The organism is Pseudovibrio sp. Alg231-02, from assembly GCF_900143565.1.
Lineage (GTDB): Bacteria > Pseudomonadota > Alphaproteobacteria > Rhizobiales > Stappiaceae > Pseudovibrio.
Genome location: NZ_FREX01000002.1, coordinates 652,529 through 664,554, shown reverse-complemented (window position 1 = coordinate 664,554; position 12,026 = coordinate 652,529). Strand labels below are relative to the sequence as shown.

General features: G+C 53.8%; 10 protein-coding genes. 6 read left to right on the top strand and 4 right to left on the bottom strand.

Translation table 11 applies throughout. The features are described 5' to 3' along the window. Positions 1 to 311: 311 nt before the first annotated feature. From DHN43_RS08585 to DHN43_RS08570, 4 genes are all read right to left on the bottom strand, one after another. Positions 312 to 1,646, bottom strand: a complete 1,335-nt coding sequence (locus tag DHN43_RS08585; RefSeq protein WP_108818321.1) for a sodium-dependent transporter — start codon at positions 1,644 to 1,646, stop codon at positions 312 to 314. A gap of 266 nt (positions 1,647 to 1,912) precedes the next feature. Continuing rightward, on the bottom strand, positions 1,913 to 2,290 hold the full coding sequence (locus DHN43_RS08580; RefSeq protein WP_063307898.1) for a hypothetical protein: 378 nt from the start codon (positions 2,288 to 2,290) through the stop codon (positions 1,913 to 1,915). 178 nt (positions 2,291 to 2,468) lie between these two features. Next, positions 2,469 to 3,458 (bottom strand): NAD(P)H-dependent flavin oxidoreductase, encoded by a 990-nt coding sequence (locus DHN43_RS08575; RefSeq protein WP_199914787.1) that lies wholly within the window; start codon positions 3,456 to 3,458, stop codon positions 2,469 to 2,471. Positions 3,459 to 3,508: 50 nt separating this feature from the next. Further along, positions 3,509 to 4,021: a winged helix-turn-helix transcriptional regulator gene (locus DHN43_RS08570; RefSeq protein ID WP_057462497.1), complete on the bottom strand. Its 513-nt coding sequence runs from the start codon at positions 4,019 to 4,021 to the stop codon at positions 3,509 to 3,511. 337 nt (positions 4,022 to 4,358) lie between these two features. On the opposite strand from DHN43_RS08570, the gene DHN43_RS08560 reads away from it, so the two are divergent. From DHN43_RS08560 to DHN43_RS08535, 6 genes are all read left to right on the top strand, one after another. Continuing rightward, entirely contained in the window at positions 4,359 to 5,516 is a 1,158-nt protein-coding gene (locus DHN43_RS08560) for a substrate-binding domain-containing protein (RefSeq protein ID WP_208989062.1), read from the top strand. An 11-nt stretch (positions 5,517 to 5,527) separates the two neighbouring features. Next, positions 5,528 to 6,877, top strand: a complete 1,350-nt coding sequence (locus DHN43_RS08555; RefSeq protein WP_108818453.1) for an ABC transporter substrate-binding protein — start codon at positions 5,528 to 5,530, stop codon at positions 6,875 to 6,877. A gap of 88 nt (positions 6,878 to 6,965) precedes the next feature. Further along, entirely contained in the window at positions 6,966 to 8,297 is a 1,332-nt protein-coding gene (locus tag DHN43_RS08550) for a carbohydrate ABC transporter permease (RefSeq protein WP_108818318.1), read from the top strand. After that, a complete protein-coding gene (locus tag DHN43_RS08545) occupies positions 8,294 to 9,523 on the top strand; it encodes a carbohydrate ABC transporter permease (RefSeq protein ID WP_108818317.1) in 1,230 nt (409 codons plus the stop codon). Before DHN43_RS08550 ends, DHN43_RS08545 begins: the two co-directional genes overlap by 4 nt. Positions 9,524 to 9,562: 39 nt before the next feature. Continuing rightward, on the top strand, positions 9,563 to 10,849 hold the full coding sequence (locus DHN43_RS08540; RefSeq protein WP_108818316.1) for an MGH1-like glycoside hydrolase domain-containing protein: 1,287 nt from the start codon (positions 9,563 to 9,565) through the stop codon (positions 10,847 to 10,849). A gap of 14 nt (positions 10,850 to 10,863) precedes the next feature. Further along, positions 10,864 to 11,952: an ABC transporter ATP-binding protein gene (locus DHN43_RS08535; protein ID WP_108818315.1), complete on the top strand. Its 1,089-nt coding sequence runs from the start codon at positions 10,864 to 10,866 to the stop codon at positions 11,950 to 11,952. Positions 11,953 to 12,026: the final 74 nt, after the last annotated feature.

Genomic DNA, 12,026 nt, shown 5'->3' with positions numbered 1-12,026 from the left:
GGGACGGTGATAAGGCCTTATTCCTGAGGCCAACGTCCCCTTACACTGCGATACCTGGCCTGCTTTTCCTCGTCCAGACATACCATCTCACGCGGCAATCTGGCATTCATGGAATGCACCCAATAGCGCTTCAGCTGCCTCAACATAACCCTGTTCCTTATCAAGACCATCTCGGGTGAAGGGACTATGCCCAACAGGCACATTCTCCTCCCTCTTCCGGCCCAGATTAAGTCAAACTACGGATGACCATAAAACAGCATTAAAAAAGGCCACCAAAACTGGCGGCCTTTTCATTATCTTTGAGTGAAGCTTTATGCTCCGAAGATGGAATGGACCATCACCCAGATGATCGCAAGCGGTGCAACCACACGGCACATCCACTTCCATGCTGTCAGATAGGCAAACGGACGTTCACCGTTATTGGTCACTTCGGCAGCAAACTTGTCATAGCTCACCCAACCAGCAACCAGACAGGTCGCAATCGCGCCAAGTGGCAAGAAGTAGTTGTCAGTGAGGTAGCCAAGGAAGTCAAAGATGTTCAGTTCGAAGAACGTGATATCGCCCCACACGCCCAGCGCCAGAGAACTTGGAACACCAAACAGGAAGATCACAATGCCAACCCAGATGGTGGCCGCCTTACGACCAACATTGAACTCTTCGCAGATGAACGCAACCACGACCTGCAGCAAGGAAATCGCTGAGGTGATCGCAGCCACAAACAGCAATACGAAGAAGCAAAGCTGAATGAACATACCGAACGGCAGCTCAGCAAAGATCGCTGGCAATGTGATGAAGGTCAGTCCTGGGCCTGCAGCCGGATCCATGTTGAACGCAAACACCGCTGGAAGAATAAGGAAGCCAGCCAGAACAGCGACCAGAAGATCAAGACCAACAACCCAAAGGGCTGCGTTTGGAATGCTCTCTTTATTACCCAGATAAGAACCATAGGTGATCAAAGCACCCATACCCAGAGACAGCGTGAAGAACGCCTGCCCCAGAGCTGCGGCAACCATGTCCGCATTCAGGTGAGACCAGTCAGGAACGAGGAAGTACTCAACACCTGCCATTGCCCCATCAAGGGTCAGAGACCGGATAACCAGCAAAGCCAGCAGAACAAACAAAAGAGGCATCATGATCTTCGATGCCTTTTCAATGCCGCCGGTAATACCGTTGATCACGATCAGCACGCCAATCGCCATAAAGGCAGCGTGATAAATGATCGGCTCAACTGCATCTGTCACCAGCGCACCAAAGTGTCCCTCAAATTCCGCACCGGAATAGCCAGAGAAGCCGCCAGTGATTGTCTTAACCACGTAGGCGATGGTCCAGCCACCAACAACGGAATAAAACGAGAGAATAAGAAACGCGGTCAAAACCGCCATGAGACCAAAAATTGACCAGCCTGCGCCACCAACACGTCTGAACGCGCTGAACGGATTGGCCTGAGCCTGACGGCCCAGCGCAATCTCCGCGATCATCACGCATACGCCGATCGCGATCAAAAACGCAACATAGACAACGAGGAACGCCCCGCCGCCTTCCGCGCCAACCAAATATGGAAATTTCCAGATATTACCTAGTCCAACCGCTGAACCTGCAGCAGCCAGAATGAAGCCGATACGACTTCCCCAATGCTCTCGTTGCATGTGACCTGAGCCATTCTTGTTGATTTTGCTTAAGTGTATTTTTGAAATCAACTTTCACAAGTTGCCCGATTCTAGCAATATAACGCTAGAGATACACCCCTTTTATGCAACAGAGTTTCTCATATATGACCATCAGGTGTCACGATACCTATAAAAGTGTAATACTGATTACTACGCGGCATTTGGTGAGATTAACTCAACAAGATAAGTAGTATTGATTACTTTAGGCATGCAGCAACCAATACTACTAGTGATATATCTTATACTCAATTACACTTAGCACAAGAGTTCGGCCACAGTGTCGTATTGCAAAGAGACTGGATGTTGCTGACAATTGCATCCGCACCAACAGCTTTTGCACTCTGACAAGCACCGTTTGCATTGCCCACGGACAACTTGCCATTAGAGACCACAGACAGCGGAAAACTCATGTTGGTGCGTTGATAAACCAGCGAGTTCTGACCGCACTTGATCATCGGCATTGGGCCATCTGCACTGCTTCCATCCGCATACAGCACATCACCGCGATTACAGTACTGTGTCATGGGCGGAGTAACCTGGTTGGAACTCCCCTGAGCATAGCCTTCAGAGGCAACCATGAAAGGAACGGCCAATAGAAGGCCGAGACACAAAAAGTTACGCATTTTTCTTCCTTCTTGTTTGGTCCCACCCCAACAAAATCATGGCAGGACACTGATAAGGACGAAACATCCGCACAGATGTGAAAGAAAAGGCTGCTGAGCCAAACCCAGCAGCCTTGTAATATGTATCAATATCGAACTGGCTTGTGAGCTAACACGCAACCTAATACGCAAGACCAGCTTACTCAGCAGGCTCCAGTGTAGAAGCTTGCGCCGTCACCGCTTTGCGAGCCGCATCATACTCTGACGACAACCGAGCAACCAGATCACCAGTGCTGCCAATGGTTTTCACCGCGCCAATGCCCTGGCCGCAGCCCCAGATCTCTTTCCAGCTCTTCGGCTTACCCTTGTCAGCACTGTGAAAGTCCATGGTCTTCAGATCGCCTTCTGGCAGATTACTAGGATCCATGCCTGCTTGCTTGATGGATGGCTTCAGATAGTTGCCATGCACACCGGTAAACAGATTGGAATACACGATATCCTCTGCACCGCTATCAACGATCATCTGCTTATAGGCCTGCTGAGCATTCGCTTCCTCAGTCGCAATAAAGGCGGACCCGATGTAAGCCAGATCAGCACCCATCACCTGTGATGCAAGAATAGACTTGCCAGTACTGATACTGCCTGAAAGCAGAAGTGGGCCATCATACCACTCACGGATTTCCTGAATAAGCGCAAACGGCGATGTTGTACCTGCATGGCCACCAGCACCAGCGGCAACAGCAATCAGACCATCAGCACCCTTCTCAACCGCCTTATGCGCATGGGTGTTGGTAATGATGTCATGCAGCACGATACCGCCGTAAGAATGAACCGCATCAAACACCTCTGGGCGCGCACCAAGAGAGGTAATCACGATTGGCACCTTGTACTTCACGCAAAGCTCAACATCATGCTGCAGACGATCATTGGAGCGATGCACAATCTGGTTCACAGCAAACGGAGCTGACGGTTTGTCAGGATTAGCCGCATCATAAGCTGCCAGCTCTTCCGTAATCTGGATCAGCCACTCTTCCAGCTTTTCCTGCGGGCGAGCATTAAGCGCCGGGAAGGAACCAACAATCCCTGCCTTACACTGTGCAATCACAAGGTCTGGATTGCTGATGATAAACAAAGGACTGCCAACAACTGGCAGGCGCAACTTATTCTTCAAAATATCCGGCAAAGCCATTTCAAACACACTCCCTTACAATTCAATCTGCTGCCTGTTTGATCTCAAAATCAGGCAGCATCACCTCTCCGGCGCTTCAATCTCTCCTGAATGTCCTGCATCATCTCGCCACTCTGGTCATCAACCAGTGCCAGAACATCCCGGGCACTCAATTCTCTGTAGTCTTGCGAAAGCACACGGACATCACGCACGGGCTCTCCGCTTTGCTTGTCCAGCAGTTCCAGCCTCGGCCCACCTTCACGGGCTTCCCAGCGCTCACTCCATTGGTGCAGCGCAATCATCACCGGGTAAAAGTCCATGCCCTTCTCGGTGAGCAGATAGACCGTTCCGCGCTTGTCCTGCTGGTCTTGCTCCTTGCGCAGCAAACCCGCTTGCACCAGACGCCGCAAACGATCTGTCAGTACACTGGTGGAGATCTGCAAATGCCCCTGAAAGTCATCAAAGCGCTTGATGCCCTGAAACTGACACCTCAGGATAAGCAGGATCCAGGGATCCCCCATCTGCTCGATCGCTTGAGCAACCGCACAGTCAACACCTGCAAAGCTTCGTCGCGCTCCACTCATTCCCGGCTCCGGCACTTTCAATTTAACTTCGTTTAAAGAAGCTATTTCCAGTTTACCTATTGGGCAACCTAGCTCTTTGGCCTAGTCTTCAACCGAACCACTGAGTCCTTTTCAAAACCTCTGCACAACACCAAAATCACTCTGGCTTGCCGCATCCAGCCGGTCCGCATCAAGTTGTCCCCAGCCCTGCCAAACTTTTTTCTGGCTAAGTTTCGCTCACCGAAACCACCCGAAACCCTCTTTCCAAAAAACCTTGTGTTTCGGTTTCCAAAACCGATTTCGGACTTAACAAAACCGATTTTGTTGACTTCCAAAATCGGTTTTGTAAGCATCATAGATGAAATCAGATCATGAATGGGAGCGATCTGATGACAACCTATTGGGTGGGAATTCTGTGAGCATCACTGACCAGAATGTGCAACAGAGAAAATCTGTGACCATTGGAGACGTGGCACGCCATGTAGGCGTTGCAAAGGGCACCGTGTCCCGCGTCCTGAACAACTACACGGACATTTCCAAAGCAACTCGCGAGCGCGTCCTCAAAGCAGTCGAAGAGCTGGGCTATCGCCCCTCCTCCACAGCACGCAATCTTAAGCGTGGCCGTGTCGACACCTTCGGCATCGTACTGCCGCTCATGCCTGGCAAAGGGGCAGACCCGTTCCTAGCCGAGTTTCTGGACGGCATGACCCGCGCACTCAATGCAGTCGATAAAGACCTGCTGGTGACGACGGCGAGCTCCATGGATGATGCTGTGCTGGCAATCCGCCGCCTCATCTCCTCGCAAAAGGTCGATGGCTTCGTTCTTACCAGAACAGCCACCAACGACCCACGCGTGGACTATCTATTGGATCGGGGTTTTCCGTTTGTCAGCCATGGCCGTACAGCCCGCGAAGGCGAACACCCATGGTTCGACATCGACAACCACGCCGCGTTCTATTCCGCAGCCAGAAAGGTCATTGCGCAAGGCCACACCCGCATCGCGCTGGTGATGTCCAATCCGCAAATGAACTTCAGCCGCCTGCGTATTGAAGGGTTCCAACAAGGCCTGGAAGAAGCCGGCCTGTCTTTTGAAGAGCAGTTGATCGTCGAAACATCCTTGGATGAACCGGGCGGGGAGCAGGCAGCGCTTCAACTGCTGCATCAGGACCGTCCGCCAACAGCTATCATCTGCATGACCGATGCCATCGCCATCGGCGTCACCAAGATCATTCGTCGCCATGGTTTGACGATTGGTGAGGACGTCACAGTCATTGGTTACGACGGCCTGCCTGTGTGCGAGCATTTCGACCCGCCTCTTACCAGCTTCGCTCAGGAACCAGTCCTTGCAGGCAGCACACTGGCAGAACTTCTCACAAAAGCAATCAGCGGCCAGCCAGCACGGGAGCTACAGGTACTGGCCGAAGCAAGACTTATTCAGCGTGGCTCTGATGGTCCGCCACGCAAAACACCTGAGGAGCTGAAAGCTCACCTCAGCGCATACTTCGCAACCGCATAATGGAGGAAATTATGTTCGGGAGGAACATTCTAAGAACGACAGCCCTTGTTGGCACGCTTGCATTTGCAATGAGTGCTGCACAGGCTGAAGCGCTGCGCTTCTGGACCACAGAAGAACAGCCTGCACGTCTTGCCAAGCAGGAAGCAATGGCAAAGGCGTTTACCGAGAAGACCGGCATTGAAGTCAATGTCATTCCGGTAACCGAAAAAGACATGGGCACCCGCGCAACAGCAGCTTATGCAGCCGGCGATCTGCCTGACGTCATCTATCATCCGCTGATCCACGTTCTGCCGTGGGCAGAAGCTGGCATCATCGACACCGATGCAGCAACCGAAGTCATCGAAGATCTGGAAGAAAGCACCTTCGCATCCGGCGCTCTGAACATGGCAGCCCTGCCTGACGGCTACGCAGCTGTTCCGGTGGATGGCTGGACTCAGATGATCGTCTACCGCAAGGACCTGTTTGATGCTGCCGGTCTGGAAGCACCAAACACCTACGCTTCCATCCTCACAGCCCTTGAAAAACTGCACAATCCACCAGAGCAGTTCGGCTTTGTGGCTGCGACAAAGATCGACGAAAGCTTCATGAGCCAGCTGCTGGAACATGTGCTTCTGGCAAACGGTGCAACTCCGGTTGACAAGAACGGCTTCAAAGGCTTTGACGAGAAGAAACTTGCAGAAGCTCTGACTTTCTACAAAGCACTGGCAAAAGCCTCCCCTCCAGGCGATCTGTACTGGAAACAGTCCCGCGAGTTGTACTTCTCTGGCAAGGCAGCCATGATCATCTGGTCTCCGTTCATTCTGGACGAGCTGGCAGGCCTGCGTGACAGTGCTCCGCCAACCATCAACGGTGACCCAACCTCCAAGGAACTGGCAGGTAAGACCGGCGTTGTAACCACTCTGTCAGGCCCATCCAACAAGGCTGGCGCAGCATGGGGTGACATCCGTTACTTCTCCATCACCAACGATGCTGACACCGAAGCTGCACAGCAGTTCGTGGAATACTCCATGAACGATGGCTATCTGGCGACCCTGTCCATCGCGCCAGAAGGCAAATTCCCTGTTCGCCGCGGCAATGCTGAGGACAAAGAAGCCTTCATCAAAGGCTGGGCAACCCTGCCAGTGGGTGTGGACCGCAAAGCACCGCTTACAGAGCTCTATCCGGCTGAGACAATCACCCAGATTGTGGAAGGTCTGGATACGGCCAGCCGTTGGGGAGTGAAGGAAGGCCAGCTCAGCCTTGCCTCCAAGATCCTGAACTCCATGGCCATCAACCGCTACACCCGCGAGTTCATTGATGACGAACTCTCTGCAGAAGAAGCGGTCACCAAGATCAATCAGGAACTTGCCAAGATCAAGTAAGGCCTGATGCCACGATCTCAGCCCGCAGGCCTCGTGTCTGCGGGCTCTCAATCCACCAAAACCACCGTGATATCAGGAGCACAGCGCAATGAGCGCCATAGCCGATCAGGCCGGAAAATCTGTTAGCACAGCAGGTGAAAGCGTGAGCCAGCCGCCCAAAGGCGCAGGCCCTATGCAAAAGCGGGAAGCACGCCTTGCCTACACCATGCTGGCACCCACGTTTCTGATCATCCTCGCAATTGTTCTCGGACCTCTGGTCGCCAACTTCTGGATCAGCTTCAAGCCCGTGGAGCTGGGCGATCTGCGCGCTCCGAAAGTCCTCATCAACGAACGCGTCAAAGGCAAACCAAAGCAGGCAGGCGATCCGGCAACGCTGGAGTACCGCGTCAGAAACTCCTCCCAGAAAAACTCCATCGCAGACGCAGGCTTTACCGACATCCTCCCACCCGGTTTCACCGCGCTAAAGCTGCCGAATGCCTGCTCTCTCAATGGGATCAACATACAGTGCGACCTTGGCACGCTTGAGGGCAAAGCCCGCGAAAAACTGGTCATTTCAGGCACAGTCTCTAACGAATACCTTGCTTTGAGAAAGCCGGAGAAAGCCAGCAAGCCTGTTTCCTACGGCGATGCTGACAGTGTGCTCACCAACGGCACCTTCACGCTCGATAACTTCCGCCGTGTGTTTGACAGTGACGAGTTCTGGAGCGTTCTGCGTGTCACGTTCTACTACACCATCTTCGGCACAGTTGGCGCACTGGTCCTCGGCCTGTTTGCAGCACAGCTCCTCAACACCTCCTTCAAGGGCAGAGGCATTCTGCGTGGGCTGTTCCTGTTCCCCTACGTATCTCCAGTGATTGCCGTTGCTTTCACCTGGGTCGTCTTGCTGGATCCATTCTCCGGAACCCTGAATGCCCTGCTCACCAAGATGGGTGTTCTCGCTGAACCGGTAAACTTCTTCGGTCAGCGCGCGGTAGATCTGCACCTGTTCGGAACCTCCTTCGAGTTTCCACTGGCGCTCTCAACTGTCATCGCGTTTGAGGCATGGCGTTACTTCCCGCTGTCTTTCCTGTTCATTCTGGCTCGCATGCAATCCGTTTCAACGGACATCTATGAGGCAGCAGAAATGGATGGCGCAACCCCAATGCAGCAATTCTGGTACATTTCCCTGCCACAGCTCATGGGCATCCTGTCCGTACTCTTCCTGCTGCGCTTCATCTGGACCTTCAACAAGTTCGACGACATCTTCCTGCTCACTGGTGGTAACGCCGGAACCCGCACACTGACTGTGGATGTGTACGAGCAAGGCTTTGCCCTTTCCAATCTGGGTGCAGGCGCTGCCGTTGCCGTGGTCGTCTTTGTTGTTCTCGTCACCTTCGCCACCTTGTTCATCCGCTTTTCCACCAAGGAGGAAGGGCTATGAGATTGCTCAGTAGCTACGTTCTTGCCGGCCTAAGCGGCGGCGTCTGGGGCTTCCTCTCCATGATCGTGATTGGTGTCACCCTGACACTCATCACCGGAGAGCTCGCCATCCCACAAGTGGGCGCCGCCGTCCTCGCCTCCGCGCTGGGCGCTCTCTTCACCCATCTGTGGGAGAGTAAAACCGCCAGCACCGGTCAAAAATACGCCCCTGCCGCCATCATCCTGCTGGCGCTGCTCGCAGCAACTCTCGGCGCTCCGTTTGCCTTGCCACTTTCCGTAGAACCGCTCTGGCAGCTCATCGCACTGGTCTCTTTTGTAGCCATAACGTATTGGGCCAATCGACAGACACTGGCAGGCACGCCAAAGGGCAACCTCACACGATATGAGAAGGAAGTCGTCTTCCTGCGTGTTGCAAAAGGCTTTGGCTTCGTCATCTTCACGGTGATGGTTGCCCTGCCATTCTACGTCATGGTCATGACCAGCCTGAAAAGCCAACAACAACTGCTCGGCAACCCGCTGGATCTGTCCATTGATCTGTCAGGCGGCATCTCCGGCATGTTCCGCTCGTACGTAGAGCTGTTCACCCAGTTCAACTTCGGCACCTACCTGACGGTCTCTGCCATTGTTTCAGTAGCAACTGTCATCCTAACCCTGCTGTTCTCAGTCCCGGGCGCTTACGCGGTCTCCCGCCTGAACTTCCCGGGTCGCTCCTGGATGTCCCGCTCCGTGCTGCTCATCTACATGGTACCAGCGATTGTTCTGGTCATACCGCTTTACGCCGTCTTCTCTCAGCTGGGTCTGCGAAACTCTTTGACTGGCCTGCTCATCGTCTATCCGGCAACCACCATTCCGGTCGCCCTGTACATGCTGCAAGGTTACTTCAAAGGCCTGCCTGCAGAGCTGGAAGAAGCAGGCCTCATGGATGGTCTCAGCCGTCTGGGTGTGATCCTCAAAATCACCCTGCCGCTGTCCTTGCCTGCGCTGGCATCCGTATCCCTTTACGTCTTCATGATCGCGTGGAACGAATTCCTCTTCGCCTTCATGTTCCTGGATGATCCGGACATCTTCACCCTTTCGCGCGGTGTCGTGTCCCTCAATTCTTCAGAAGTCCCCCGTCAACACCTGATGGCCGGTGCGGTCATCGCAACAGTCCCTGTTCTTGGCATCTTCCTGTGGTTCGAACGCTTTCTCGTTCAGGGCCTGACAGCAGGCAGCGTCAAAGGCTAAGCGGCACTGTCAAAAAGAAAAAACATCGGAGTATCTACTATGTCCGCACAACTCGACAATCAGGCCATTTCCATCCTCAAGGAAAATGATCTGGGCGGCTACACCATTCCAACCAAAGGCCTCTACCCATACCAGTGGAACTGGGACAGCGCTTTCGTCGCCCTCGGCTTTGCTACGTTCAACATGGACCGCGCATGGGAAGAGATTGAACTGCTCTTTGAAGGCCAGTGGGATGACGGCATGGTCCCACACATCATCTTCCGCAAGGATGACCCGAGCTACTTCCCTGGCCCATCCGTCTGGGGCACCACAAACCCGAAGATCCCAACCTCCGGCCACTCCCAGCCACCAGTGGCAGCAACCGTTGTTCGCCGCTTGTTTGAGCAGGACACCTCAGAAGCTGGCATCGAGAAAATCAAAACCCTCTTCCCGAAGCTGCTGGCATGGCATCGCTGGTATCACACCTACCGTGACCCGGAAGGTTACGGCGTCATCGCTATCATGCATCCATGGGAATCTGGCCGCGACAACCTTCCGGACTGGGACAACGCCGCAAGCCACGTCGATATCTCAGAGATTGGCGAGTACACCCGCAAGGACACATCTCACGTAAACCCTGAGATGCGCCCGAAGAAGATCGACTACGACCGCTATCTGGCAATCGTGAAGTTTGGCCGCGACAACAACTGGGATCCAAAGATCGTTGCAGATCAGTGCCCGTTCTTTGTAGCTGACCCGGGCAACACCTTCATCCTGTTGCGCGCAGACCGTGACCTGCTGGCCATGGCCGAAGCTCTGGGCGAAACAGACGCAGCAGAAGAACTGAAGGGCTGGATTGCGTTGACGGAAAAAGGCGTGGCCAAGCTCTGGAATGAAGAAAAGCAAGCCTTCTGCACTTACGATCTGCGCAATGACGTTCTGGGCGATGGCATCTCCAGCGCCTCCTTCCTCGCACCATATGCAGGCATTCGCGAAGAAAAGTACATCAACCCAACACGCAAGCATTTCGATCGTATCGCAGCAAAGGTCAACTACACCATGCCAAGCTACGATCCAGATCATCCACTGTTTGAAAGCATGCGCTACTGGCGTGGTCCGGTCTGGGGCATCATCAACTACCTCATAGCAACAGGGTTTGCAGATATGGGCGATACAGCCCGTGCTGAGCGCCTGCGCACAGACACCGTTGCACTGATCGAAAAGAGTGATTTTGCGGAATACTTTGATCCAATCACGGGTGAAGGTGCTGGCGGCAACTCCTTCTCATGGACATCCGCTATCTGGCTCACATGGGCCACACCAAGCCTGACCGCTAAAGCAGCCTGAGGAGGAACGGAAGAATGGGAGCTATTCGCCTTGAGGGTGTCGAAAAATGGTTTGGTGATCTTCAGGTCATCAAAGGGATTGATCTTGAGATCAATCCCGGTGAGTTCGTCATCTTTGTTGGTCCCTCTGGCTGCGGCAAGTCCACCCTCTTGCGGGTGATCTCCGGTCTGGAAGAAGCCAGCCGCGGCAGTGTACACATTGACGGCAAGGACGTCACTGCTCTGCCACCGTCAGGGCGCGGGCTCTCCATGGTGTTCCAAAGCTATGCACTCTACCCACACATGAGCGTGCGGGAAAACATGGGCTTTGCACTGAAAACTGCTGGCGCGCCAAAGTCCGAGATAGAAGCCAAGGTCAACAAGGCAGCCGCGGTCCTTCAGCTAGAGGAGTATCTCGATCGCCGCCCAAAAGCCTTGTCTGGTGGTCAGCGACAACGCGTTGCCATTGGCCGGTCCATCGTCCGTGATCCAGCTGCCTTCTTGTTTGACGAGCCGCTCTCCAACCTCGATGCAGCCCTGCGTGTTGAAATGCGTTTCGAGATTGCAAAACTACACCGCAATCTGGATGCCACCATGATCTATGTGACCCATGATCAGGTGGAAGCCATGACACTGGCTGATAAAATTGTGGTTCTGCAGTCTGGTCGTATCGAACAGGTCGGCTCTCCGCGAGAACTCTATGAGCACCCGGACAACCTGTTCGTGGCTCAGTTCATCGGCTCACCAAAGATGAACATCCTGCCCGTTGAGTTTGGCAAGGACACGTTCTCGTTGGCCGGACACTCTGAACAACCGTCCCCCTTCACACAAAACGAAGGCACTCCTATAAAGTTGGGCATCCGCCCAGAACATATCAGCGTGGTGTCTTCTGCTGACGCCGCAATGACCGGAACGGTGGAACACGTCGAATACCTTGGCGCGGACCTATTCATCTACGTTGCCGCTGAGAACTTGGGAACCGTCCTTGTGAGACTGTCAGGTCTGGAACACTACAAAGCGGGCGACACAGTCGGCCTCGCCTTTGACCCTGCCCTCACCCACTTCTTCGATGCAGAAGGTCAGGCGGTGCGGGTGAACACCGAAAAGGCGCTGGAAACCGCCTAAGAGCTTGGCATCACGCAAAACAAAAGGCTTGGGTGCTCACACATCCAAGCCTTACTTTTTAAGCAGCTATGAAG

What these genes read in the sequence shown, in the direction of transcription:
- DHN43_RS08585 (WP_108818321.1), bottom strand. Translation starts at nt 1,646, where the DNA reads ATGCAACGAGAGCATTGGGGAAGTCGTATCGGCTTCATTCTGGCTGCT.
- DHN43_RS08580 (WP_063307898.1), bottom strand. Translation starts at nt 2,290, where the DNA reads ATGCGTAACTTTTTGTGTCTCGGCCTTCTATTGGCCGTTCCTTTCATG.
- DHN43_RS08575 (WP_199914787.1), bottom strand. Translation starts at nt 3,458, where the DNA reads ATGGCTTTGCCGGATATTTTGAAGAATAAGTTGCGCCTGCCAGTTGTT.
- DHN43_RS08570 (WP_057462497.1), bottom strand. Translation starts at nt 4,021, where the DNA reads ATGAGTGGAGCGCGACGAAGCTTTGCAGGTGTTGACTGTGCGGTTGCT.
- DHN43_RS08560 (WP_208989062.1), top strand. Translation starts at nt 4,359, where the DNA reads ATGAAATCAGATCATGAATGGGAGCGATCTGATGACAACCTATTGGGT.
- DHN43_RS08555 (WP_108818453.1), top strand. Translation starts at nt 5,528, where the DNA reads ATGTTCGGGAGGAACATTCTAAGAACGACAGCCCTTGTTGGCACGCTT.
- DHN43_RS08550 (WP_108818318.1), top strand. Translation starts at nt 6,966, where the DNA reads ATGAGCGCCATAGCCGATCAGGCCGGAAAATCTGTTAGCACAGCAGGT.
- DHN43_RS08545 (WP_108818317.1), top strand. Translation starts at nt 8,294, where the DNA reads ATGAGATTGCTCAGTAGCTACGTTCTTGCCGGCCTAAGCGGCGGCGTC.
- DHN43_RS08540 (WP_108818316.1), top strand. Translation starts at nt 9,563, where the DNA reads ATGTCCGCACAACTCGACAATCAGGCCATTTCCATCCTCAAGGAAAAT.
- DHN43_RS08535 (WP_108818315.1), top strand. Translation starts at nt 10,864, where the DNA reads ATGGGAGCTATTCGCCTTGAGGGTGTCGAAAAATGGTTTGGTGATCTT.